General features: G+C 72.2%; 19 protein-coding genes. 10 read left to right on the top strand and 9 right to left on the bottom strand.

Annotated features, from left to right (window positions below; translation table 11 throughout):
- Positions 1 to 115: 115 nt before the first annotated feature.
- The 4 genes from recD2 to OHA86_RS25505 form a co-directional block, all read right to left on the bottom strand.
- Positions 116 to 2,335, bottom strand: a complete 2,220-nt coding sequence (gene recD2, locus OHA86_RS25520) for an SF1B family DNA helicase RecD2 (RefSeq protein ID WP_329178821.1) — start codon at positions 2,333 to 2,335, stop codon at positions 116 to 118.
- Positions 2,336 to 2,652: 317 nt separating this feature from the next.
- Positions 2,653 to 3,498, bottom strand: a complete 846-nt coding sequence (locus OHA86_RS25515) for a sugar phosphate isomerase/epimerase family protein (RefSeq protein WP_329178819.1) — start codon at positions 3,496 to 3,498, stop codon at positions 2,653 to 2,655.
- Positions 3,495 to 4,649: a dihydrodipicolinate synthase family protein gene (locus tag OHA86_RS25510; RefSeq protein WP_329178817.1), complete on the bottom strand. Its 1,155-nt coding sequence runs from the start codon at positions 4,647 to 4,649 to the stop codon at positions 3,495 to 3,497. The genes OHA86_RS25515 and OHA86_RS25510 overlap by 4 nt, the downstream gene beginning before the upstream one ends.
- A complete protein-coding gene (locus tag OHA86_RS25505) occupies positions 4,646 to 5,797 on the bottom strand; it encodes a Gfo/Idh/MocA family protein (RefSeq protein ID WP_329178816.1) in 1,152 nt (383 codons plus the stop codon). The genes OHA86_RS25510 and OHA86_RS25505 overlap by 4 nt, the downstream gene beginning before the upstream one ends.
- Positions 5,798 to 6,072: 275 nt before the next feature.
- Here OHA86_RS25505 and OHA86_RS25500 point away from each other — a divergent pair, with 275 nt between their 5' ends.
- From OHA86_RS25500 to OHA86_RS25475, 6 genes are all read left to right on the top strand, one after another.
- Positions 6,073 to 7,158 (top strand): LacI family DNA-binding transcriptional regulator, encoded by a 1,086-nt coding sequence (locus OHA86_RS25500; protein WP_329178814.1) that lies wholly within the window; start codon positions 6,073 to 6,075, stop codon positions 7,156 to 7,158.
- A 102-nt stretch (positions 7,159 to 7,260) separates the two neighbouring features.
- Entirely contained in the window at positions 7,261 to 8,181 is a 921-nt protein-coding gene (locus OHA86_RS25495; RefSeq protein WP_329178813.1) for a bifunctional helix-turn-helix transcriptional regulator/GNAT family N-acetyltransferase, read from the top strand.
- A gap of 90 nt (positions 8,182 to 8,271) precedes the next feature.
- Entirely contained in the window at positions 8,272 to 9,069 is a 798-nt protein-coding gene (locus OHA86_RS25490) for a sugar phosphate isomerase/epimerase family protein (RefSeq protein ID WP_329178811.1), read from the top strand.
- A 79-nt stretch (positions 9,070 to 9,148) separates the two neighbouring features.
- Positions 9,149 to 10,051 (top strand): LysR family transcriptional regulator, encoded by a 903-nt coding sequence (locus OHA86_RS25485; protein ID WP_329178810.1) that lies wholly within the window; start codon positions 9,149 to 9,151, stop codon positions 10,049 to 10,051.
- A 172-nt stretch (positions 10,052 to 10,223) separates the two neighbouring features.
- On the top strand, positions 10,224 to 10,748 hold the full coding sequence (locus OHA86_RS25480; protein WP_329178809.1) for a hypothetical protein: 525 nt from the start codon (positions 10,224 to 10,226) through the stop codon (positions 10,746 to 10,748).
- A gap of 157 nt (positions 10,749 to 10,905) precedes the next feature.
- Positions 10,906 to 12,732, top strand: a complete 1,827-nt coding sequence (locus OHA86_RS25475; protein WP_329178807.1) for a glycoside hydrolase family 3 protein — start codon at positions 10,906 to 10,908, stop codon at positions 12,730 to 12,732.
- 29 nt (positions 12,733 to 12,761) lie between these two features.
- Here the strand turns inward: OHA86_RS25475 and OHA86_RS25470 are convergent, their stop codons facing one another.
- Positions 12,762 to 16,616, bottom strand: coding sequence for an ABC transporter ATP-binding protein (locus OHA86_RS25470; RefSeq protein WP_329178805.1), 3,855 nt, complete (start codon positions 16,614 to 16,616; stop codon positions 12,762 to 12,764).
- 215 nt (positions 16,617 to 16,831) lie between these two features.
- Positions 16,832 to 17,791, bottom strand: a complete 960-nt coding sequence (gene speB, locus OHA86_RS25465; protein WP_329178804.1) for an agmatinase — start codon at positions 17,789 to 17,791, stop codon at positions 16,832 to 16,834.
- A 205-nt stretch (positions 17,792 to 17,996) separates the two neighbouring features.
- On the opposite strand from speB, the gene OHA86_RS25460 reads away from it, so the two are divergent.
- From OHA86_RS25460 to OHA86_RS25450, 3 genes are all read left to right on the top strand, one after another.
- Positions 17,997 to 18,800 (top strand): phosphatase, encoded by an 804-nt coding sequence (locus tag OHA86_RS25460; RefSeq protein WP_329178802.1) that lies wholly within the window; start codon positions 17,997 to 17,999, stop codon positions 18,798 to 18,800.
- Positions 18,801 to 18,885: 85 nt separating this feature from the next.
- Positions 18,886 to 19,569, top strand: coding sequence for a response regulator transcription factor (locus OHA86_RS25455; RefSeq protein WP_329178801.1), 684 nt, complete (start codon positions 18,886 to 18,888; stop codon positions 19,567 to 19,569).
- Positions 19,566 to 20,768: a sensor histidine kinase gene (locus OHA86_RS25450; protein ID WP_329178799.1), complete on the top strand. Its 1,203-nt coding sequence runs from the start codon at positions 19,566 to 19,568 to the stop codon at positions 20,766 to 20,768. The genes OHA86_RS25455 and OHA86_RS25450 overlap by 4 nt, the downstream gene beginning before the upstream one ends.
- Positions 20,769 to 20,807: 39 nt before the next feature.
- On the opposite strand, the gene tesB is transcribed toward OHA86_RS25450, so the two are convergent.
- The 3 genes from tesB to OHA86_RS25435 are packed head-to-tail and all read right to left on the bottom strand — an operon-like array spanning position 20,808 to position 23,514.
- On the bottom strand, positions 20,808 to 21,692 hold the full coding sequence (tesB, locus tag OHA86_RS25445) for an acyl-CoA thioesterase II (RefSeq protein ID WP_329178798.1): 885 nt from the start codon (positions 21,690 to 21,692) through the stop codon (positions 20,808 to 20,810).
- Complete coding sequence (locus tag OHA86_RS25440; RefSeq protein ID WP_329178797.1) at positions 21,689 to 22,846, bottom strand: acyl-CoA dehydrogenase family protein; 1,158 nt, start codon at positions 22,844 to 22,846, stop codon at positions 21,689 to 21,691. Before OHA86_RS25440 ends, tesB begins: the two co-directional genes overlap by 4 nt.
- A gap of 56 nt (positions 22,847 to 22,902) precedes the next feature.
- Positions 22,903 to 23,514 (bottom strand): SACE_7040 family transcriptional regulator, encoded by a 612-nt coding sequence (locus OHA86_RS25435; protein WP_329178795.1) that lies wholly within the window; start codon positions 23,512 to 23,514, stop codon positions 22,903 to 22,905.
- A gap of 98 nt (positions 23,515 to 23,612) precedes the next feature.
- Between OHA86_RS25435 and OHA86_RS25430 the strand changes: the two genes are divergently transcribed.
- Positions 23,613 to 25,241, top strand: a complete 1,629-nt coding sequence (locus OHA86_RS25430) for a carboxyl transferase domain-containing protein (RefSeq protein ID WP_329178793.1) — start codon at positions 23,613 to 23,615, stop codon at positions 25,239 to 25,241.
- Positions 25,242 to 25,249 lie beyond the last annotated feature (8 nt).

Raw genomic sequence — 25,249 nt, 5'->3', positions numbered from 1 at the left:
TCACCGACGGTTTTGCCTCTTCTTCGAGGTGCCCTGACTACGTCCACTGTCCCCCATTTGGCACGCGCGCGTGCACTCGGGGTCGGCCATCGGGCCGAAAAGTGGCACCGAGTGCCTATTTTGCGCCCCTGGACAGCCGGTGGTCGAGAGCTGTGAAGCGTCGGCCCGCCGAGACCGTACGCACCGCCTGCCCGATGGCCCGCCGTGAGCCAACCAGGACAACCAGACGCTTCGCCCTGGTCACAGCCGTGTAAAGCAGGTTGCGCTGCAGCATCATCCAGGCGCCCGTGGTGACGGGGATCACCACCGCCGGATATTCGCTGCCCTGCGAGCGATGGATGGTCACCGCGTAGGCGTGGGCCAGCTCGTCCAGCTCGTCGAAGTCGTAGCCGATCTCCTCGTCCTCGTCGGTGTGCACGGTGAGCCGCTGCTCGACGGCGTCAAGGGCGGTGACCACGCCCACGGTGCCGTTGAAGACGCCGTTGGCACCCTTGTCGTAGTTGTTGCGGATCTGGGTGACCTTGTCGCCCACCCGGAAGGTCCGGCCGCCGAATCTGCGCTCGGGCAGGTCGGGACGGGCCGGGGTGACCGCCTGCTGGAGCAGGCCGTTGAGCGCGCCCGCGCCGGCCGGGCCGCGGTGCATCGGGGTGAGCACCTGGACGTCCCGCCGGGGGTCGAGGCCGAATCTGGCCGGGATACGACGGGCGACCACGTCCACGGTGAGGCGGCCCGCCTCTTCTGAATCCTCCTCGGCGAAGAGGAAGAAGTCGGGCAGGCCCTGGGTGACCGGGGGCAGCCCGGAATTGATCCGGTGCGCGTTGGTGACCACGCCGGACTGCTGCGCCTGGCGGAAGATCCGGGTCAGCCGTACGGCGGGCACCGGGCTGTCCGCCGCCAGCAGGTCGCGCAGCACCTCGCCCGCCCCGACGCTCGGCAACTGGTCCACATCCCCCACGAACAGCAGGTGAGCGCCCGGTGGCACCGCCTTGACGAGCTTGTTCGCCAGCAGCAGGTCCAGCATGGAGGCCTCGTCGACCACCACCAGGTCCGCGTCGAGCGGCCGGTCCCGGTCGTACGCCGCGTCCCCGCCGGGTTTCAGCTCCAGCAGCCGGTGCACGGTGGACGCCTCGGCGCCGGTCAGCTCCGACAGCCGCTTCGCCGCCCGCCCGGTGGGGGCCGCGAGCACCACCTTGGCCTTTTTCGCCCGGGCCAGCGTGACGACCGAGCGCACCGTGAAGGACTTCCCGCAGCCGGGACCGCCGGTGAGGACGGCGACCTTCTCGGTCAGCGCCAGCCGGACGGCCTGCTGCTGCTCGGCGGCGAGGTCGGCGCCGGTCTGCTCGGCCAGCCAGGCCAGCGCCTTGTCCCAGGCCACGTCCCGGAACGCGGCCAGCCGCTCCTCGGGGCCGTGCAGCAACCGCGCCACCTGGGCGGCGAGTGATATCTCGGCGCGGTGGAAGGGCACCAGATAGACGGCCGTGACCGGCTCGCCGTCCCCGTCAGGGGCGGGCACGCTCTCGCGGACCACGCCCTCCTCCTCGGCCAGCTCGCCCAGGCAGTCGATCACCAGGCCGGTGTCCACCTGCAGCAGCTTCACCGCGTCGGCGATCAGGCGCTCCTGCGGCAGGTAGCAGTTGCCGTTGTCGGTCGCCTGCGACAGCGCGTACTGCAGGCCGGCCTTCACCCGCTCCGGGCTGTCGTGCGGTATTCCGACGGCCTGGGCGATCCGGTCGGCGGTGAGGAAGCCGATGCCCCACACCTCCGACGCCAGGCGGTACGGCTGGTTCTTCACCACGGAGATCGACGCGTCGCCGTAGTTCTTGTAGATCCGGACCGCGATGGACGTGGACACGCCCACGCCCTGAAGGAAGACCATCACCTCCTTGATCGCCTTCTGCTCCTCCCAGGCGGCAGCGATCAGCTTGGTACGCTTCGGCCCCAGGCCAGGCACCTCGATCAGGCGTTTCGGCTCGCCCTCGATGACGTCCAGGGTGCCGGTGCCGAAGTGGTCCACTATGCGCTCGGCGATCCGCGGTCCGATGCCCTTGATCAGGCCCGAGCCCAGATAACGGCGTATGCCCTGGATCGTGGCCGGCAGGACGGTCGTGTAATTCTCCACCGTGAACTGCTTGCCGTATTGCGGGTGCGAACCCCAGCGGCCGTGCATCCGCAGGGACTCGCCGGGCTGGGCGCCGAGCAGCGCGCCGACGACCGTCAGCAGGTCTCCCGCGCCGCGGCCGGTGTCCACCCGCGCGACCGTGTATCCGTTGTCCTCGTTGGCGTAGGTGATCCGCTCCAGGACACCTTCCAGCACCGCGAGTCCCTTGTCCGTCATGCCCGGCCGCCCTCCCCCGGAGTCGATCTGATTCCGAAGGTACCGGCAGGCGCGGACACCGCGTTCCCGGCCTGTGGACAACTCCTCGCGGGACGGGATGGGACGAGGCGCGTCGCGGACGCGGGCCCGCACAGCACACGAGAGGGGCCCGGCTGCTGCCGGACCCCTCTCGCACTCCCCCTGCTACCCCCGAAGCCCCCCTCGGGCGCATTTTCCTGACGGCTCCTCGAAACCCCTCCCAGGAGCCGTGATGCCATGTACGACAGGCCACCGGCCATCATGGTTGTCCTACGACCGCCAAATTTCTCAAGATTTTTTCAGCAGGCGTACCGGACGTACCTCTCGGCGATCTCCGCCAGCACCTCGGCACCTTCCCGCGCCCACAGCGCGGGGTTGAAGATCTCGACCTCGATGGCCCCGCTGTAGCCGGCCGCTTCCACCCGCCGGCGCCATCCGCGCAGGTCGATGCAGCCGTCGCCGAGCTGGCCCCGGCCCAGCAGCACCCCTTCTGGCAGCGGCGTGACCCAGTCCGCCAGCTGGAAGCAGGCGATCCTGCCGCCCTCACCCGCCCGGGCGGTGTGCGCGGGCGCCAGGTCGTCCCACCACAGGTGGTAGGTGTCGACGACGACACCGACCTGCTCGGCGGGAAAGCGCTCGGCAATGTCCAGCGCCTGGCCGAGCGTGGAAATCACGCACCGGTCGGACGCGTACATCGGGTGCAGCGGCTCCAGCGCCAACCGCACGCCCCGCTCGGCGGCATAGGGCGCCAGCACCGCGAGCGCGTCGGCGACCCGCTCCCGGGCCGCGGCGATGTCCCGGTCGCCGGCCGGCAGACCGCCGGAGACCAGCACCAGGGTGCCGGTGGCCAGCTCCGCGGCCTCGTCGATCGCCGCGTGGTTGTCGTCGAACGCTTTGGCGCGCGGCTCCGGATCCAGCGCGGTGAAGAAGCCGCCGCGGCACAGCGACGTCACGGTGAGCCCGCTGTCGCGCATCAGGCGCGCGGCGCGTGCCACGCCGTACTCCTGGACCGGCGCCCGCCACAGGCCGACGGAACCGATCCCGGCAGCCGCGCATCCCGCGGCCAGTTCGGGCAGCGACCACTGCTTGACGGTTTCCTGGTTGATGCTCAGCCGCGTGAGATCGTGCGGCGCGGTGCCGGTCATGCGTCCACTCCGTGCAGGGTCAGCAGCTGCCGCATCCGGGCCTCGGCGAGTTCCGGGTCGGGGAGGATCCCCACGCGGTCGGCCAGTTCGTACGCCCGCGCCAGGTGCGGCAGCGAACGAGCGGACTGCAGTCCGCCGACCATGGTGAAGTGCTGCTGATGGCCGGCCAGCCAGGCGAGCAGGACGACACCGGTCTTGTAGAAGCGCGTCGGCGCACTGAACAGGTGCCGGGACAGCTCCACCGTGGGATCCAGGGTCCGGCGGAAACCGGCGGTGTCCCCGGAGTCCAGCGCGCTGACCGCGGCGGCGGCCAGGGGGGCGAGCGGGTCGAAGACGCCGAGCAGGGCGTGGCTGAAGCCCTCCGCGTCTCCGGCGATCAGCTCGGGGTAGTTGAAGTCGTCGCCGGTGTAGCAGCGCACCCCGTCGGGGAGCCGGCGGCGCAGCTCCACCTCGCGCCGGGCGTCGAGCAGCGAGATCTTGACGCCGTCCACCTTGTCGGGGTGGGCGGCGATCACGTCGAGGAAGGTCCCGGTGGCCAGGTCGAGATCGTCGCTGCCCCAGTAGCCCGCGAGCGCCGGGTCGAACATCGGGCCGAGCCAGTGCAGGATCACCCGATCGGAGGACTGCCGCAGCAGGTGTCCGTAGACCTGCAGATAGTCCTCGGGGCCCCTGGCGATCGCCGCCAGCGCCCGGGAGGCCATCAGTACGGCCTGAGAACCGGCCGCTTCGACCACCGCGAGCTGTTCCTCGTAGGCGGCGGTCACCTCGGCAAGGGTGACGGCGGGTCCGGTCAGGTGGTCGGTGCCGACCCCGCAGGCGATCCGGCCGCCGGCCGACCGGGCCTCGGCGGACGACCGGCGGATCAGCTCGGCGGCCACGGGCCAGTCCAGGCCCATCCCGCGCTGGGCGGTGTCCATGGCCTCGGCCACGCCGAGCCCGTGCGACCACAGATGGCGCCGGAAGGCGAGTGTGGCGTCCCAGTCGACCGCGGCCGGCTCGTCGGCAGCGGTCCTCAGCGGGTCGGCCACCACGTGGGCGGCGGAATACACGACACGGCTGCGCAGCGGCAGATCCGTCGCCAGGGCCACGGGCTGCGCACGCGGCACATAGTCGCGGAGCGCGCCTGACGCGTCGGGCAGTCGGATGCTCACAGGGTCAGCTCCGGGACGTCGAAGCGGCGGCCCTCGGCAGAGGACTTCAAGCCGAGTTCGGCGAGCTGGACTCCGCGTGCGCCGGCCGCCAGATCCCAGCGCCAGGGCTCGTCCAGTGCGACATGGCGCAGGAACAGCTCCCACTGCGCCTTGAAGCCGTTGTCGAAGTCGGCGTTGTCCGGCACCTCCTGCCACCGGTCGCGGAAGGCCTCCGTGGCGGGCAGGTCCGGATTCCACACCGGCTTGGGCGTCGCGGAACGGTGCTGGACGCGGCAATTGCGCAGCCCGGCCACGGCCGAACCGTGCGTGCCGTCGACCTGGAATTCGACCAGCTCGTCCCGGTTGACGCGGACCGTCCAGGAGGAGTTGATCTGTGCGACGGCGCCGCCTTCGAGTTCGAAGATGCCGTAGGCGGCGTCGTCCGCGGTGGCGTCGTACGGCTTGCCGCGCTCGTCCCAGCGCTGCGGGACGTGGGTGGCCGCCAGGGCCTGCACCGTACGCACCCGGCCGAAGATCTCGTGCATGACGTACTCCCAGTGCGGGAACATGTCCGCGACGATGCCGCCGCCGTCCTCGGTCCGGTAGTTCCACGACGGCCGCTGGGCGCTCTGCCAGTCGCCCTCGAAGACCCAGTAGCCGAACTCACCGCGGATGGACAGAATCCGGCCGAAGAAGCCGCCCTCGACCAGCCGCTTGAGCTTCTGCAGGCCCGGCAGGAAGAGCTTGTCCTGCACCACACCGTGCTTGACTCCCGCGGCCACGGCGAGCCGGGCGAGTTCCAGGGCGCCGTCCAGCGAGGTGGCGGTGGGCTTCTCGCAGTAGATGTGCTTGCCGGCCGCGATCGCCTGCCGCACACCCCCCTCACGGGCCGCGGTCACCTGGGCGTCGAAGTAGATCTTGACCGACGGATCGGCCAGCACCGCGTCCAGGTCGGTCGACCAGTGCTCGATGCCGTGCTGCTCGGCCATCGCCCGCAGCGCGTGCTCCCGCCTGCCCACCAGGACCGGCTCCGGCCACAGGGTGGTGCCGTCGCCCAGATCGAGCCCGCCCTGCTCCTGCAGGCTGAGGATCGAGCGGACCAAGTGCTGCCGGTATCCCATGCGTCCGGTGACGCCGTTCATGGCGATCCGCACAGTCCTGCGTGTCACGTGGGGTCCTCTTCTCGGTGGTTCGGCGGGCCCGGCGTGCGCGGAACCCATGGCGGCAAACGGATGGCGAGCGCCGCAGCAAGGCGTACAGCAAGCGCTTTCTTTCAGCTTCACGCTAACCCGCCGGTCTCGCTCGGGGCAAGGGTTGTCCAGGTGGCGGGGTAAGCGCTTGCTATCGCACCGGCGTACGCTCGCGGTGACGCCGACCGGCCGGGATGAGAGCATGACCGCGGAATCCACAGGATCCGCAGACGACGGAGGAGGACCGCAGCGAGATGGCAGTGACTCTGGCCGATGTCGCAGCACGCGCCGGGGTGTCGTCCGCCACGGTCTCCCGGGTGCTCAACGGCAACTACCCGGTCGCGGGCAGCACCCGGGAGCGGGTCCAGCGCGCGGTGGCCGAACTGGACTATGTCGTCAACGGCCAGGCGCGGGCACTCGCCGCTGCCACCTCCGACCTGGTCGGCGTGCTCGTGAACGACGTGGCCGACCCCTTCTTCGGCCTCATCGCGAGCGCGCTCCAGGCCGAGATCGGGGTGGGCGCGGCCGAGCCCGGCGGCAAGCTGACCGTGGTGTGCAACACCGGCGGATCCCCCGAGGCCGAACTCACCTACCTCACTCTCCTGGAACGCCAGCGCGCCGCCGGGGTGGTCCTCACCGGCGGCGCCGTGGACAGCCCCACGCACAGCGCCGCGGTCACCGCACGGCTCGCCCGGCTGGCCGCCTCCGGCACCCGGATCGTGCTGTGCGGCCGGCCGCCGCTGACCCTGCCGGGCGACAGCGGTCCGCTGACCACGCTGGCGTTCGACAACCACGGCGGCGCACGGCGGCTGACGGAACATCTGCTCTCCCTGGGCCACCGCAGGATCGGCTACGTGACCGGTCCGGCCGAACGCAGCACCACCGGACACCGGCTGGCAGGCCACCGGGCGGCGCTCGCGACGCACGGCATGGGACCCGAGACCGGCGCCGGGGCGGACGCGGACCTGCTGACCGTGCGCGGCGGCTACGACCGCAACGCCGGCTACGACGCGACACTCGAACTGCTCCGCAGGGACGTGGGCGTGACCGCGATCGTGGCGGCCAACGACACCGTCGCGCTCGGCGTGTGCGCGGCGCTGCGCGACCGCGGCCTGGGCATCCCCGGCGATGTGTCGGTGGCCGGCTTCGACGATCTGCCGTTCAGCGCCGACACCTCCCCCGCGCTGACCACGGTCCGCATTCCCTTGCAGGAGGCGGGTGCCCGGGCCGGCCGGCTCGTGATGGGGCGGCTCGCCGCGCCGCCCGGCGGAGTGGCCACGATCGCCACCGACCTGATGGTCCGCGGGTCCACGGCGCCGCCCGCGACCAGCCGCTCCTGAAGTTATCCACAGGCGCGAAGATCCCCCTTTCGTCCGGATCCGCCGTCGGCCTACCTTTGACTCAGGCAAGGATCGGCACAACGGCAGGACGGGGGACGGATCATGGCCGTCAGGGAGATCCGCGAGTTCAACCGCTCCTACACCAACCTCATCGGGGCGCTGGATTACAGCCGCCACCTGCACACTCCGTTCACGCTCACCGAGGCACGAGTGCTGTACGAGCTGGCGCACGGCCGCCGCGTCGACGCGGCCGACCTGCGGGTCGAGCTGTCGCTCGACGCCGGCCACCTCAGCCGGATGCTCGCCGGATTCGAGGAGCGGCAACTGGTCACCCGGGGACCGTCCGAGCGGGACGCCAGGCGGCAGCGGATAGAGCTGACCACGCGCGGGCGGGAGGCCGCGCAGCTGCTGGAGGAACGGTCCGAGGAAGCCGTGGGATCGCTCGTCGGCCGGATAGCGCCGGACGACCGGCCCCGGCTGACCGACGCCATGCGGACCGTGCGGGACATACTGCACGACGGCAGACGGGAATCCGCCACGGACAGAGTCACCCTGCGCGGGCCGCTTCCGGGTGATCTGGGCTGGACCGTGGAGCGCAATGCGGCGGTCTATGCCGCGGAATTCGGCTGGGACGAGGAGTACGAGGCGCTGGTCGCACGGATCGTCGCGGATTTCGCCGCCACACGTGATCCGGAACGCGAGGCCGTGTGGATAGCGGAACTCGACGGACGCCGGGCCGGCTGCGTCTTCTGCGTGCGCGACAAGGCACCCGGCACCGCCAGGCTCCGGCTGTTGCTGGTCGACCCGGCCGCCCGCGGGCACGGTATCGGCGGGCGACTGGTCGACGAGTGCATATCGTTCGCCCGATCGGCGGACTACACCGAACTCGTCCTGTGGACGAACGATGTCCTCACCGGCGCACGGTCGATCTATCAGCGGGCGGGATTCGAACTCGTCGGACAGCAGCCGCACCACAGCTTCGGCAAGGATCTCGTGGGGCAGGACTGGCGCCTGGCGCTGTAGCCGATCGGCGGGACGGCGGGCCCTGGGCGGGGTGCGGCGCCGGGCGGATCACGGTTGACCAGGCCCGATCGGGTGCCTAGTGTCCGGCGAATGAGACTCGCCTTCTCCACCCTCGGTGTCCCCGAACTGCCCGTCGAGCAGGTGGTCCGGCTCGCAGCGGACAACGGCTTCCACGGCGTCGAACTGCGCGCGAGCCCGGAGGGACCGGTGCACACCGGGCTGTCCGCGGATGAACGCGCCGATGTGGCGGCGGAGTTCGGCAAGGCAGACGTCGAGATCCTCACCGTGGCCGCCTACGCCAAGGTGGCCGCCGCGGGTGACGACGACCCGGTGCTGGAGGAGATCGGCGCCGCGATGACACTGGCCCACGACCTGGGGGCGTCCTTCGTACGGGTCTTTCCCGGTGGCGGCGAGCTCGCTACGGACGAGGCGGACGCGCTGGCCGCCCGGCGGCTCGCGGCGGCGGCGCCGGTCGCTGCGGACCTGGGGGTGCGGGTGCTGCTGGAGACCCATGACTCGCACCGCGGCGGTGCGGACGTGGCACGGGTGCTCGGCCGGGTGGGACACCTCGGCGCCGGTGCGCTGTGGGACGTCATGCACACCTGGCTGGCGGGGGAACAGCCGTCGGCGACCTACCCGGCGCTGGCGCCGTACCTCGGCTACGTCCAGGTCAAGGACATCGCCTCGGCTGCCGACAGGACTCCGCTGCCGCTGGGTGCCGGGGTATTGCCGCTGGCGGAGACCGTCGAGGTGCTCAGCCGGGCCGAGTGGGACGGCTGGCTGTGCTGGGAGTACGAGAAGCGGTGGTATCCGCAGGCCGCGGAATTGCCGGAGCTGCTGGGGTCGGCGCGGGAGCACCTGGCGCGGCTGCTCACCGAGTCCGCCTGAGCCTGGGCGGCAGGCGGCAGGCGGCAGGCAGCAGGCAGCAGGCAGCGGAGGGAATGGACCGGGGGCGAAGGAGGGACGCATGCTCGATCTGGGGCGCCTGAAGGCGCTGCACGCGGTGCACGCGCACGGCTCGATCGGGGCCGCGGCGACCGCGCTCGGCTACACGCCCTCGGCGGTGTCGCAGCAGATCTCCAAGCTGGAGCGGGAGACGCACACGGTGCTGCTCGAGCGCCAGGGCCGCGGGGTGGCGCTCACCGACGCCGCGCAGCTGCTGGTGTCGACGGCCGAGCAGTTGCTGTCGATCGTGGAGCGGGCGGAGGTGGCGCTGGAGGAGCAGCGGGGCATGCCGTCGGGGCGGCTGACGATGGCGGCGTTCCCGACCGCGGCCTGCGGGCTGCTGCCGCCGGCCCTGGCGGAGTTGGCGGCCTCGTATCCGTCGCTGGACCTGCGGCTCGTGGAGGTGGACGCCCACCTGTCGGTGGACCTGGTGGCACGCGGGGTGGTGGATCTGGCGGTGGCGCACGACTGGGACATCGCCCCGCTGCCCGCACCCGAGGGCGTGGAGCGGGCGGTCATCGGTGACGACCGGTGCGATGTGCTGGTGCCCGCGGGGCACCGGCTGGCGGACCGGGACGGGCTGCTGCGGTCGGATGTGGCGCGGGAGCGGTGGATCTGCCAGCCGCCCGGCTCGGTCTGCCACGAGTGGCTGGTCCGTACGCTGCGGGAGGCCGGAACCGAGCCCGACATGGCGTATCAGGTCGGCGAATACCGCACCCAGGTGGCGCTGGTGGAGGCCGGGCTCGGTATCGCGCTGGTCCCCCGGCTCGGGCGCGGGGCGATACCCGCGGGGGTACGGGTGCTGCGGCTGGAGCCGGCGCCCGTACGGAGGCTGTACGCGCTGTGGCGGGCGGGTGCGTCACGCAGACCGTCGATCGAGGTGGCGGTGGACGCGCTGCGGGCGCACTGGCCGGCCGCGGCCTGACGGCGCCCGGGCGGCGGACGGCCGGGGGCAGGCGTCGGGCACGCCCCGACCGGTTGCGGCAGCGGGGGATCACCGGGCGGCGGACCGCGGCCCGTACCGCCCGGCGGCTTGCGGCCGTACGGAACCGGCACGGCCTGCCGGCCGTCCCATTGGCATGGTGCTGACGACGACTGTGCGCAGAACGGTCCCGGCCATGGCGCTGGCCGCGTCGCTGGCGGTGCTGGGCGCCGGGTGCGGTGGGCGGTCCGGTTCCGGCGGGGCGCATCCCGTACCGGATTCGGCGCCGGGTACGGCGACCGCCTCCCACGGCTCGGGAGCGGGCGGCGGGACGGACGCCGACCGGGTGGTCTTCTTCTCCGCCGCGCCGAAGGACCCGGCGGACCGTCACCAGGTGCTTCACGACACGGGGGAGGTCGCCCGGTATGCCGCGGCGTTCGCGGAGCGCGACCCGCAGGCGCAGGCGCGCATCGTGGCCGCGGGACGGGCCACGGACTTCACCCGGCAGGTACTGGTCGGCTGGACGGCGGCGACCGGGTGCAGCGCGGCCACCACGGCGGCGCTGGCCGTGTCGGGCGACCGGCTCGACCTGCACGTCAGCCAGCCGACGCCGCCGCCCGAGTGCCTGGCGGCCTTCCATGTCTCGGTGGTCTTCCAGGTGGCCAGGGAACGCATCCCGGCGCAGCCCGTTTTCGGCTGACGGCCGGTCGGCGGCAGGGCGGAGCCGCCGCCATCGCAGCGGAGTTCGCGCGGAGGTTCGACCGGGCCATTGACTGGCGAAAACTTCCACGCTATCCGTGTACACCTGGAAATTAGTTTCACCGCGTGCACTCTCCTCCGCCCAGAAGGAGTTCGTCTTGCACCTTCACCCATCCCGCCGCAGTGTCATCACCGCAGCCGCGGCCGGCTCCGCCGTAGCCGCCGGCGCGGTGCCCGCCGCCGCTGCCGGCGCCGGCTCCGCCCTGAGCATCGCCGACCGCCGCCGGATCCGTTCGGTCATCCAGCGGATGAGCCTGGCGGAGAAGGTCGGCCAGCTGTTCGTCATGCGGATCTACGGGGCGTCAGCGACCGACCCCGACCCCGCGGATGTCGCCGCCAACCAGAGCGAGATCGGCGTCTCGAACGCCGCGGAACTCCTCGCCGAATACCACGTCGGCGGCATCATCTACTTCGCGTGGGCCCACAACACGCAGCACCCGCACCAGATCGCCGACCTGTCCAACGGCATCCAGCGCGCCGCCCTCTCGCACGGCACCCCCGTACCGCTGCTGATCTCCACCGACCAGGAGCAGGGCGCCGTCGCCCGGATCGGCGCACCGGCCACCTTCTTCGGCGGCGGTATGGCGCTCGGCGCCGACGGCAGCCCCGCCGACGCGCGTACGGCCGCCCGGGTGATCGGCAGCGAACTCGCCGCCATGGGCGTCAACCAGAACTACTCCCCCGTCTCCGACGTCAACATCAACCCGGGGAACCCGGTGATCGGCGTGCGCTCCTTCGGGGCCGACCCGACGGCGGTCGCCGCACTGGCCGCGGCGCAGGTCAGGGGGTATCAGGGCGCCGGAATCGCCTCCACCGCCAAACATTTCCCCGGGCACGGCGACACCGGCACCGACAGCCACTTCTCGCTCCCGGTCATCACGCACTCGCTGGAGCAGTGGCAGACCATCGACGCCCCGCCCTTCCGCGCGGCCATCGCGGCCGGCATCGACTCGATCATGACCGCGCACATCCTCGTGCCGGCCCTGGACGACTCGGGCGATCCGGCGACGCTCTCGTACCCCATCCTCACCGGTGTGCTGCGCGAACAGCTCGGCTACGACGGAGTGGTGGTCACCGACGCGCTCGACATGGCGGGGGTGCGCGAGAAGTACGGCGACGACCGGGTGCCGGTGCTGGCGCTCAAGGCGGGCGTCGACCAGCTGCTCAACCCGCCGCTGCTGGACGTCGCCTATCAGGGCGTCCTGGACGCGGTGGCCTCGGGCGAGCTGACCGAGGAGCGCATCGCGGTCTCGCTGGAACGCATCCTCGCGCTGAAATTCCGCAAGGGCCTCTTCCGCAACCCCTACGTCACGCACGCCGGGGTCGACCGGGTCGTCGGTACGCGCGCGCACCTGGCGACCGCCGACCGGATCACCGAGCGCGGCATCACGCTGCTGACCAATGACGCGGGTGTGCTGCCGCTGCCCCGCCGCTCGCACCGCAACCTGCTGGTGGTCGGCGCCGATCCGGCGGCGCCCTCGGGGACCGGCGGTCCGCCGACCGGTGTGCTGGCGCGGGCTCTCACCGACCTCGGGCATCCGGCGCAGGCGCTGTCCACCGGCACCACCCCGACGCAGGCGGTGATCGACCAGGCGGTGGCCGCGGCCGCGGGCAAGGACGCGGTGATCGTCTGCAGCTACAACGTGACAACCGCCGCGCCCCGGCAGATCGCCCTGATCGCCGCGCTCACCGCGGCCTCGGTCCCGGTCGTGCAGGTCGCCATCCGCAATCCCTACGACATCGCCTATCTGCCGCCGGTGGCCGCCTCGCTGGCCACCTACGGCTGGACCGACGTCTCGATGCGCGCCGCGGCCCGGGTGATCGCCGGCAGGGCGGCGCCGACCGGCCGGCTGCCGGTCGCGGTGCCGAGCGCCGACGACCCTGCGACGGCGCTCTACCCGATCGGCTACGGCCTGCGCTACTGAGCCGGGGCGGGGTGGGGGCGGACGGTCCGTCAGGCCGCCGCCCGCACCTCGCCGGTGAAGGTGCGCCACAATTCGGCGTACCGACCGTCACGGGCCAGCAGCGCCTCGTGCGTACCGTCCTCGACGACCCGCCCGTGGTCGAGGACCACGACCCGGTCGGCGCGGGCCGCGGTGCTCAGCCGGTGCGCGACCACCAGGGTCGTACGGCGGGTCGCGAGCCGGTCGGCGGCCTGGTTGACCAGTGCCTCGGTCGCCAGGTCCAGCGCCGCGGTCGCCTCGTCGAGCAGCAGGATCGCGGGATCCACCAGCTCGGCGCGGGCCAGCGCGATCAGCTGCCGCTGGCCGGCGGACAGGTTGCGGCCGCGCTCGGCGACCTGGTGCAGATAGCCGCCGTCCAGGGTGGCGATCATCGCGTGCGCGCCGACCGCCCTCGCTGCGGCCTCCACCTCGGCGTCGGTGGCGTCGCTGCGGCCGTAGGCGATGGCGTCGCGCACCGTCCCGGCGAAGAGATACGGCTCCTGCGGGACGACGCCGAGCCGCTGCCGGTAGCCGGTCAGGTCGAGTTCACGGATGTCGTCGCCGTCGACCAGCACCGCGCCGTCGGTCGGGTCGTAGAACCGCGCGACCATCTTCACCAGGGTGGACTTGCCCGCGCCCGTCTCGCCGACGAAGGCCACGGTCTGGCCCGCGGGTATCCGCAGGGAGACGCCGCCGAGGGCTTCGGCGCTCTCGGACTGCGGGCCGCCGTAGCGGAAGTGCAGGTCGCGGAAGGCGATCTCGCCGCGCAGCGGGCCGACCGGCCGCGGCGCGACGGCGGCCGGTGTGGTGGTGGGCTCGCTCAGCAGCTCACGGATGCGGCCGAGCGAGACCGTCGCCTGCTGATAGCCGTCGAAGACCTGCGAGAGCTGCTGCACGGGTGAGAAGAACAGGTCGATGTAGAGCAGATACGCCACCAGGGCGCCGGCCGTCAGCGTCCCGGCGCTCACCCGGTGCGCGCCGACGATCAGCACCAGCGCGGCGGCCACGCTGGACAGCAGCTGCACGAACGGGAAGTAGACCGAGATCAGGAACTGCCCGCGCAGCCGTGCGCCGCGGTAGTCGTCGCTGCGCCGCGCGAAGCGCTCGGCGCCGCGCTCCTGGCCGCGGAAGGCCTGGACGACGCGCAGCCCGGCGACGTGCTCCTGGAGGTCGGCGTTGACGACCGCGACTCTTTCCCTGGCCAGTTCGTAGGCCTGGACCGACTTGCGGCGGAAGATCCAGGTGCCGACCACCAGGATCGGCAGTGTGGCGAAGACCAGCAGGGCCAGCTCGACGTCGATGGCGAGCAGCGCCACCAGAATGCCGCCGAAGGTGAGCACGCTGACCAGCGCGGTGACCAGGCCGGTCTGCAGGAACGTGGACAGGGCGTCCACATCGGTGGTCATCCGGGTCATGATGCGGCCGGTCAGCTCGCGCTCGTAGTAGTCGAGGCCGAGCCGGTGCAGGTGCGCGAAGATCTTGACGCGCAGGGTGTAGAGCACGCGCTCGCCGGTGCGTCCGGTGAGCAGGGTGGAGCCCCATTCGGCCACCCACTGCACCAGCACCAGGGCAAGCCCGAGGAGTGACGCGACCCAGACCGCGCCCAGCGCCTGGCGCCGGACGCCCGAGTCGATGCCGTGCCGGATGAGCACCGGCAGCAGCAGCCCGGCGAGGGCGTCGACCGCGACCAGCAGCAGGCTCAGCAGCAGCGGGGCGCGGAAGCCGCGCAGCAGGCTGCGCAGGCCGAAGGAGTGGTCGGCGGCCTGGGCCCGCTCCTCGTCGATCTGCGGGGTGTCGAGGGCGGGTGGCAGGGCGGCCACCTGGGCGAGCAGTTCAGGGGTGGCCGGCATCCCGGCCAGCGCGCCGGCCATTCCGCCGGGGCCGCCGGCGCGGCGGGGCGGCGCGGTTCGGACGGCCGGGGTGCCGTCGGCCGTGTCGTCCTCGTCCACGGGGCGGCGGTCGGCCGGCCACAGTTCGGGGGTGATGACACCCGCCGCGGCCCGGTCCGGCTCTTCCCCGGCACGGTCGGCGGTCCCGGCCGGCTCGTCGGTGCCGGCGAGGGCGCCGGCCGGGTCGATCTCGACCACGTCGGCGCCGAGCGCGTCCGGGTCGGTCAGCAGGGCGCGGTAGAGGGCGCTGCGCTCCTGCAGTTCGTCGTGCGTCCCGATGTCGGACAGCCGCCCGGCGTCGAGGACGGCGATCCGGTCGGCGAGTGCCAGGGTGGAGCGGCGGTGCGCGATGAGCAGCGTCGTGCGGCCGCGCATGACCTCGCGCAGCGCGTCGAAGATCTCGGCCTCCACCCGGGCGTCGATCGCGGAGGTCGCGTCGTCCAGGAGCAGCAGCCGGGGGTCGGTGAGGATGGCCCGGGCGAGGGCGACGCGCTGCCGCTGGCCGCCGGACAGGGTGAGGCCCTGCTCGCCGACCACCGTGTCGTACCCGTCCGGCAGGTCGGTGATGAAGCCGTGCGCCTGGGCGGCGCGGGTGGCGGCGAGAATCTGCTCCTCGGTCGCCTCCGGATGCCCGTAGGCGACGTTGGCGCGCACGGTGTCGGAGAACAGGAAGCTGTCCTCGGGGACCATGCCGATCACCGACCGCAGCGACTCGAAGGTCAGCTCCCGCACATCGGTGCCGCCGACCAGGACGGCGCCGCCGGTGACGTCGTACAGCCGGGGCAGCAGCAGCGAGACGGTGGACTTGCCGGAGCCCGAGGAGCCGACGACCGCGACCGTCTCGCCGGGGGCGACGGTCAGGTCGAATCCGTCCAGGACCGGGCGGTCCTTGCTGTAGCCGAAGGTGACGTGGTCGAACTCGACGGTGGCGGGTGCGTCCGCGGGCAGCGCCTTGGTGCCCTCCTCCAGGGTCGGTTCGGTGTCGATCAGCTCGAAGACCCGCTCGACGCCGGCCCTGGCCTGCTGGCCGAGGGTCAGCATCATGGCGAGCATCCGCACCGGGCCGGTGAGCTGGGCCAGGTAGGTGGAGAAGGCGACGAAGGTGCCGAGCGTGATCTGGCCGCGGGTGGCCATCCAGCCGCCGAGCGCGAGCATGCCGATCTGGCCGAGTGAGGGCACCGCCTGGAGGGCCGGGGTGTAGCGGGCGTTGAGCCGCACCGTACGCAGCCGCCCGGCGAAGAGCCTGCGGCTGACCGTGGCCAGCTTGCCCATCTCCTGCTGCTCCTGGCCGAAGCCCTTGACCACCCGCACACCGGTGACCGATCCGTCGACGATCCCCGCGACGGCGGCCGCCTGTCCTTGGGCGTACCAGGTGGCGGGGAAGAGCTGCCCGCGGGAGCGGTTGGCGATGAACCACAGCGCCGGGGCGACGGCCAGCGCGACCAGGGTGAGCAGTGGTGAGAGCAGCAGCATCACGACGAGCGAGAGCAGGAACAGCAGCACATTGCCGAGCACCACGGGCAGCATGAACAGCAGCCCCTGGATCAGCTGGAGGTCGCTGGTGGCGCGGCCGACGACCTGCCCGGTGCTCAGTTCGTCCTGGCGGCGGCCGTCGAGCCGCATGATCGTGCGGAACATCTCATTGCGCAGGTCGTACTGGACGTCGAGGGCGAGGCGTCCGCCGTAGTACCGGCGCAGATACGTCAGCGCGTAGACCACGACCGCGGCGACGATCAGGGCGATCGCCCAGGGGAGGAGCGGCTTGTCGTGCTTGACGATCACGTCGTCGATGATCAGCTTGGGGACCAGTGGCACCAGTGCGGTGACCGCCATGCCGGCCAGCGAGGCGCCGAGCGAGAGCAGCACGCTGCTTCTGTACCGCCAGCAGTACGCCGTCAGCCGTCGGAGCCACCCCTGCTCCGGGCCGTCCTTCGCCGCCGTCACCGGCTTCGTGGTCGTCACGCGGTCCCTCCCCATTCGTCTGCCGTCCGTCCACCGCTGGTCCGCTCCGCGCTGTTCTCCGCTCCGAGGCTGCAACGCGCCTGGCTGTGCGTTTCATCCTCCTGCAACAATCCAACGACCAAGGTCGCACAGGAGTGCGACCTTGGTCGTAATCCCTTCGGGTGATTCGGGTGCGGCGGCTCAGCAAGCGGCTCAGCGGCCGGATCAGCTGCGGTGGCTCAGCGGCCGGATCAGCGGGCGGCGGAGATCTGCCGGGCCATGATCGTCGTGAGCTCGTAGGCGGTGTGGGACGCCGCGACCGAGGTGATCTCGGCATGGTCGTAGGCCGGGGCGACCTCGACGACGTCGGCGGAGACCAGGCGGCAGCCCGCGAGGCCGCGCAGGATCTCCAGCAGCTCGCGCGAGGTGAGGCCGCCCGCCTCCGGGGTGCCCGTGCCGGGCGCGTGGGCGGGGTCGAGGACGTCGATGTCGACCGAGATGTAGAGCGGGCGGTCACCGATCCGCTCCCGGAGCTGCTCGGTGACCTCGTCGACCCCGCGCCGCATGACGTCGGCCGAGGTCACGATGCCGAAACCCATCCGCTCGTCGTCGTCCAGGTCGTTGCGCCCGTACAGCGGGCCGCGGGTGCCGACGTGGGAGAGCGCCGAGGTGTCGAGGATGCCCTCCTCGACGGCCCGGCGGAAGGGCGTCCCATGGGTGTAGGCGGCGCCGAAATAGGTGTCCCAGGTGTCCAGGTGCGCGTCGAAGTGCAGCAGCGCCACCGGGCCGTGCCTGCGGGCGACGGCCCGCAGCAGCGGCAGCGCGATGGTGTGGTCGCCGCCGAGCGTCATCAGCCGGGCCCCGGTGCCGAGCAGCTCGTCCGCCGCGGCCTCGACGGTCTCCACCGCCTCGTTGATGTCGAAGGGGTTGGCGGCGATGTCGCCGGCGTCCGCGACCTGGGCGAGCGCGAAGGGGGACGCGTCCTGCGCCGGATTGTACGGGCGCAGCAGCCGGGAGGCCTCGCGGATCGCGTTGCCGCCGAAGCGGGCGCCGGGCCGGTAGGACACACCGCTGTCGAAGGGGACGCCCACCACGGCGACGTCGGCGGTGCCGACCTCGTCGAGCCGGGGCAGACGGGCGAAGGTCGCGGGGCCCGCGTAGCGCGGGATGCGCGAGGAGTCGACGGGGCCGCGCGGTTGTGCGCTGCTCATGGTGGCTGCCTTTCTGCGGGGCTGGCGCCGGGGTCCTGTGCGGGTTCTCCGCGGATCCCCGGGTGCGGGGCGGGTCCGGCCGACCGTACGCCGCCGCCGGAAGTCCCCGAAATGTACTTTTCCGCGTATCGCCGTGGTCTATTACGCCTCGGCGTCGATCCGTGCGACGTCGCACGTGGGCGCGCCGGGGCGGGACAATGTCCCCATGTCCAAGGATCCCGCCGCTGCCGCACCCACCCGCCGCGCACTCGCCTCGCACCTGATACGCACCCGGATCGCCGGGGACGTCGCCACCAGTCGGGAGAACAACCTCGACCATTACCGCGAGCTGGCGGAGGGCAACCGCTACTACTGGTTCGGGCTCGACCTCGGCGACCGGTGGACCGACCGGTCGGACGTGCTCGACCTGATGGTGGAGCGCTGCGGGGTGGTGGCCGACGCCGGGCACCGCAATGGGCAGGACACGATAGACCCCGAGCTGACGATCGACGGCCTGGACCGGATGGCCGTGGTGCTGCACAAGGCCGTGGAGAACCGCTCCCGGGTGCTCGTGGCCACCGGGCACCCCGCGGGCCTCTACGCCGTGCACCATGTGCTGGCCGCGGCGCTGCGGGCGGCGGGCTGCACCCTGATCACACCGGCCGACCACCTCTATGCGGACGGCGGCGAGATCCGGCACCTGATGGCGGTCTCCATGCTGCACCGGGGCGGCGGCCTGGTGCACACGCACTCGCCCGACCCGATGCGGGAGATCCTCGCCGGCCTCGAAAGGGACGGCCAGGCGCCGCCCGACCTGGTGATCGCCGACCACGGCTGGGCCGGATACTCCGGTGGCCGCGGCATCGACACGGTCGGCTTCGCCGACTGCAACGACCCGGCGCTCTTCGTCGGCGAGGCCGAGGGCAAGCTGCTGGTGACGGTGCCGCTCGACGACAATGTGCCGCCGCACCACTACGCGCCGATGACGGCCTACCTGCTGGCCGCGGCGGGCCTCCCGCAGCCCGCCTGACGTCCCCGGCGGTCCGCGCGGATCTGACGTGTCCCCGATCCCTCGTTACGATCAGTGAAGGAGGACGAGGAAAGCAGGCGGCACAGTGGTCCAGGTAGCGATCGTCGATGACGAAGCGCTGGTCAGGGCCGCCCTGCGGAGCATCCTCGAATCCTCGGGCGACATCCAGGTCGTCGCGGACTGTGACGGCCATCAGGCGCTGGCGGTGGTCACGGCGGCCCGGCCCGACCTGGTGCTGCTCGACGCGGTGATGCCGGGACCCGACGACGGCCTGAGCGTGCTGCGGGCGCTGCGAGCGCTGAAGGACCCGCCCGCCGTGGCCATGCTGACGGCTTTCGACACCAGCGGGCACGTGCGGGTCGCGATGGCGGCCGGAGCCGGCGGCTTCCTGCTCAAGGACACCGCGGTCGGGACACTGATCGACGCCGTACGCATCCTGGCCTCGGGCGGCACCGTCTTCACCCCGACCGTCGCCCGGGCGGTGGTGGACGGCTTCCTCGGGGAGCCGTCGCAATATGCCGCGCCGCCCGCCGCGGCGGCCGCACGGGACACCGCCGTCGGTACTCTCACCGACCGCGAGCGCGAGGTGCTGCGGCTGCTCGCGGCAGGTGAGCCGAACACCGGAATAGCGGACGAGCTGCGGATATCGGTGGGCACGGTGAAGGACCACGTCCGGGCGGTGCTGCGCAAGCTCGGCGCTCCCAACCGGGTGGCCGCCGCCGTCATCGCCCACCAGGCGGGACTCGCCGGGCTGCCGGAGCGGCCGTGAGGCTGCGCTCCGCGGCGCCCGACGCCGCGCTGCTCGCCCTGTCCGCGACCGAGGTGTGGGCCACCCGCTCCTTCGGCGGCCACCTTGCGCTGGTTTTCGCCTGTCTGGGCACGGCGGCGCTGCTGGTGCGGCGCCGTTTCCCGCTGGCGGCCTTCGCGGCGACGCTGCCCGCGCTGGCGCTCGGCTACATCTGGTTCTCCCCGATGGGCACGCTCTACGAGATCTCCGCGGGCCGTCCCGGGCATCTGCCGGCGCAAGGACTGCGGATCGCGCGCGGCATACCGCCGGGCGGGCGGTGGCCGGCCTCCTGGCGGGTGTCCGCGAGGGCGGCGCTGATCGGCGGCTGCGCGTTTCTCGCCGCGGTGGTGAGCTTCGCCCCCTGGCCCTTCCGCGACCCGGTCCGCTGGACGCTGTCCAGCACGATTCTGGCGGTCATGCTGTCCGCGCTGCTGGCCGTCGCCCCCACCGCGCTCGGCCTGCTGGCTGCCTCCCGGCGCGAACTGGCGGCCCGGCTCGACGAACTGGCCGCCAGCAGGGAGCGGGAGCGCTCGCTCGCGGCGGAGCAGGCGGTGGTGCGGGAGCGGACCAGGCTGGCCCGCGAGATGCACGACACGGTGGCCCACCACCTCAGTCTGATCGCGGTGCAGTCCGGCGCCCTGGAGGTGACGGCCAAGGGCCCGCAGGCACAGGCCGCGGCGAGCGCCGTACGCGAGCTGAGCCGGGACGCGCTGGACGAACTGCGGCGCATGGTCGGCCTGCTGCGGCTGCCGGTGGCGCAGGGACGGGACCTGGCCGCGGGTCCGGGGCTCGCCGGGATTCCGGCGCTGGTCGCCGCCGCGGGGCCGCAGACGGACGGCGAGCTGGCCGGGGTGGCGGACGGCGACACGCTGCCCGCCGAGGTGCAGCTCGCGGCCTACCGCATCGTGCAGGAAGCGCTCACCAATGTGCGCAAGCACGCGCCGGGAGCGCGGACCCGGGTACTGGTCCGGCGGGACGGCGACGCGCTGCTGGTCGAGGTGCGCAACGGCCCCGGCGGTCAGGCGCCCCCCACCGCGCTCCCGTCCGGCGGCCACGGGCTGGCCGGGCTCCGTGAACGGGCGACCCAGCTCGGCGGGGACTTCGACGCGCTGCCGGACGGTGCCGGGGGCTTCCTGATACGCGCCAGGCTGCCGGTCGGCGCGGCCACCGGGGCGGAGTGAGCCCCGCCCCGCCATCAGGATGGGCGGGGCTCACCGGGCTCAGGACCACGGGACGCGGATCATGCCCTCCTGGATCACCGACACGACCAGGCGGCCGTCCTGGGTGTATATGCGGGCCGTGCCCAGGCCTCGTCCCCCGGAGGCGGACGGGCTCTGCTGGTCGTAGAGCAGCCACTCGTCGGCGCGGAAGGGCCGGTGGAACCACATGGCGTGGTCCAGGCTGGCGCCGATCACGTCGCCGATCGCCCAGCCGCCGCGGCCGTGCGCGAGCAGGACGGAATCCAGCAGCGTCATGTCCGACACATATGTGGCGAGGCAGACGTGCAGCAGCGGGTCGTCGGCAAGCTTGCCGCGGGTGCGGAACCACACCTGCGAGCGCGGCTCGCGCACGACGCCCGCGGTCAGGAACGGCGGATCCTCGACATTGCGCAGGTCGACGGCGGCGCGGGCTTCGAGCAGCCGGTCGATCACGGTGGGGTCGGGGAATTTGTCGGCGTGCCGGGGCAGCAGCTCCGCGGCCTCCGGCAGCGTCTCCGGGTCGGGCGCCGCCGGCATCGGCTCCTGGTGCTCCAGCCCTTCCTCCGCCGTCTGGAAGGAGGCGGAGAGGTGGAAGATCGGCTGGCCGTGCTGGATCGCCACCACGCGCCGTGTGGTGAAGGAGCGTCCGTCGCGGATCCGGTCGACCTGGTAGACGATCGGCGCCCCTGGGTCGCCGGAGCGCAGGAAATACGCGTGCAGCGAGTGCGCGCCGCGCTCCTCGGGGACGGTGCGGCCCGCGGCGACCAGCGCCTGCGCGGCGACCTGGCCGCCGAACACCCGCGGCACGACCGCCGGGCGGCTCATGCCGCGGAAGATGTCCTCCTCGATCCGCTCCAGGTCGAGCAGATTGAGCAGGATTTCCAGAGGATCGTTCGGTTCGCTCATAGGCCCATCGACTTGGCGATGATCGATTTCATGACTTCGCTGGTACCGCCGTAGATGCGGTTGACACGGTTATCAGCGTACAGGCGCGCAATCGGGTACTCGTTCATGTACCCGTAGCCGCCGTGCAGTTGCAGGCAGCGGTCGATGACGCGGGAGGCGACCTCGGTGCAGAAGAGCTTCGCGGACGCGGCGTCGGCGGCGGTCAGCTCCTGCCGGTCGTGGGCGTCCAGCGCGCGGTCGACGACGGCCTCGGCCGCGTCCACCTCCGCCTTGCAGGCGGCCAGCTCGAACTTGGTGTTCTGGAAGGACGCGACGGTCTTGCCGAAGACGGTGCGGTCCTGGACGTATTCCTGCGCGAAGCGGATCGCGGCGGCGGCCTGCGCATAAGCGCTGACGGCGATGGCCAGCCGCTCCTGGGGGAGGTTCTGGCCGAGGTAGGAGAAGCCCTTGCCCTCCTCGCCGAGCAGGTCGTCCAGCGGCACCCGCACGTCGGAGAAGGACAGCTCGGCGGTGTCGGAGGCCTTGAGGCCGAGTTTGTCGAGCTTGCGGCCGACCGCGTAGCCCTCGGACTTCGTGTCGACCACGAGGAGGGATATGCCGGCCCTGCGGTCCTCGGGGGTGGCCGGCGCGGTGCGGGCGCAGACGATGACGCGGTCGGCGTGGACGCCGCCGGTGATGAAGGTCTTGGCGCCGTTGAGCACGTAATGGGTGCCGTCGGCGGAGAGCTTGGCGGTGGTCTTCATGCCGGCCAGGTCGGAGCCGGTGCCGGGCTCCGTCATGGCGATGGCGAACATGGTCTGACCGCTGACGAAGCCGGGCAGCCAGCGCTTCTTCTGCTCGTCGGTGGCGTAGGCCATCACGTACGGCAGGCACAGCCCGGTGTGCACGCCGCTGCCGCCGAAGCTGACTCCCGCGCGGGCGCACTCCTCCATGAGGACCGCCTGGAACTTGAAGCCCTCCTGGCCCGCGCCGCCGAATTCCTCGGGCACCTCGATGCCGAAGACGCCCAGCTCACCGACCTTGTAGTAGAAGTCACGTGGGGCCTGTCCCGCGTGCAGCCAGTCGTCGTAGACGGGGACGACCTCGGCCTCGATGAAGGCGCGCATCGTCTCGCGGAATGCTTCGTGGTCCTCGTTGAACACCGTACGACGCACAGCGCGCCTCCCGTCGGCGAGTGGTGACTGACCGGCTTCTGGCCATAAGCAAGCGCTCAGTAAGCTATCCGCCAGTCGGCCGCGCTGTCCAGAGCGGTCAGGGCACCGAGGGCCAGCCGCCGCAGCAGTTCCGACATCTCCCGGCGGCCCGGGAGACTGGACTGGGCGCCGAGGTGGGGGGTCGAGTTCAGCAGGCCGAAAACCGCGTGGACGGCGGCCCGCACCTCCCGCTCGGTGGCGCCCTGATGGACCCGGCCGACCACGGCCACCCACTCCTCCACGTACTGCCGCTGGAGCTGGCGGACCAGCTTGCGGTCGGACTCGCGCAGCCGGTCCAGCTCGCGGTCGTGCAGGGTGATCAGCGGCCGGTCGTCGATCGCGAAGTCGATGTGGCCGCGGATCAGCGCGTCCAGCGCCTCGCCGGGCCCCGCGGCCTCCGCCACCCGCCGCTTGCCGGCGGTCAGCAGCCGCCCGCTGATCCCGACGAGCAGCTCGGCGAGCATGGCGTCCTTGCCCGCGAAGTGCCGGTAGAGCCCGGGGCCGCTGATGCCGACCGCGGCACCTATCTCGTCCACTCCCACACCGTGGAAACCGCGCTCGGCGAACAGCCGTGCGGCCTCCCTGAGGATCTGGTCACGGCGGCTGACCGCCGTGTTCGTCGAGTTCATGAGATCGAGTCTAGACAATCCTGTTAGCGAGCGTTAACGTGGAGTCATCAGTTAACGGTCACTAACATCCTCAACTCGCACCATCGGGGGGCCGAACCATGGCAGCACCCGCCCTGTCCAGCGCCGCGGATCCGGCGTCGGAGGCGTTTCGGGCCAATACGGAGGCGCACACCGCGCTCAGCGCGGGCCTGCGCGACAAGCTGGCCGCCGCACGCCTCGGCGGCGGTGAGAAGGCCAGAGCCCGCCACACCGCGCGCGGGAAGCTGCTGCCCAGGGACCGGGTGGACGGGCTGCTCGACCCCGGCTCCCCCTTTCTGGAGCTGGCCCCGCTGGCCGCGGACGGGATGTACGACGGACAGGCGCCGGCCGCCGGGGTCATCGCGGGGATCGGCCGGGTCGCCGGACGGGAGGTCGTCGTGGTCGCCAACGACGCCACCGTCAAGGGCGGCACCTATTACCCCATGACGGTGAAGAAGCACCTGCGCGCCCAGGAGGTCGCCCTCGACAACCGGCTGCCGTGCGTCTATCTGGTGGATTCCGGCGGCGCCTTCCTCCCCCGGCAGGACGAGGTCTTCCCCGACCGCGACCATTTCGGGCGGATCTTCTACAACCAGGCCACCATGTCCGCCCGCGGCATCCCGCAGATCGCCGCCGTGCTCGGCTCGTGCACCGCGGGCGGCGCCTATGTCCCGGCGATGAGCGACGAGGCGGTGATCGTGCGCAACCAGGGCACGATCTTCCTCGGCGGGCCGCCGCTGGTGAAGGCCGCCACCGGAGAGGTGGTCACCGCGGAGGAGCTGGGCGGGGGCGAGGTGCACTCCAGGGTCTCCGGGGTCACCGACCATCTCGCCGAGGACGACGCGCACGCGCTGAGCATCGTCCGGGACATCGTCGCCACCCTGCCCGCCCGCGGCGCCGCGCCCTGGACGCTGCGGCCGGCCGAAGCCCCCGCCGTGGACCCGGCGGGGCTGTACGGAGCGGTGCCGGTGGACTCCCGCACCCCCTATGACGTGCGCGAGGTGATCGCCCGGCTGGTCGACGGCAGCCGGTTCGCCGAGTTCAAGGCGGAGTACGGCACGACGCTGGTCACCGGATTCGCCCATGTGCAGGGCTACCCGGTGGGGATCGTGGCGAACAACGGCATCCTGTTCGCCGAATCGGCCCTCAAGGGCGCGCACTTCATCGAGCTGTGCGACCAGCGCGGCATCCCGCTGCTGTTCCTGCAGAACGTCTCGGGCTTCATGGTCGGGCGGCAGTACGAGGCGGGCGGCATCGCCAAGCACGGCGCGAAGATGGTCACCGCGGTCGCGTGCGCCCGGGTACCCAAGCTCACCGTCGTGATCGGCGGGTCCTACGGAGCGGGCAACTACTCGATGTGCGGCCGGGCCTACAGCCCCCGCTTCCTGTGGATGTGGCCCAACGCCAAGATCTCGGTGATGGGCGGCGAGCAGGCCGCGTCGGTGCTGGCCACCGTCAAGCGCGACCAGCTCGCAGCGGCCGGCGAGAAGTGGGGCGAGGAGGCCGAGGAGGCCTTCAAGCAGCCGGTCCGCGAGCAGTACGAGACCCAGGGCAACGCCTACTACGCCACCGCCAGGCTCTGGGACGACGGCGTGATCGACCCGCTGGACACCCGCACCGTGCTCGGCCTGGCGCTCACCGCCTGCGCCAACGCCCCGCTGCCCACCGCCGATCCCGCCGCGCCCGGCTACGGCGTCTTCCGGATGTGAGGGCCGAG

The organism is Streptomyces sp. NBC_01477 (assembly GCF_036227245.1).
Classification (GTDB): Bacteria; Actinomycetota; Actinomycetes; order Streptomycetales; family Streptomycetaceae; genus Actinacidiphila.
Note: the sequence above shows the minus strand (reverse complement) of the source record. Positions and strands in the feature narration are given on the sequence as shown.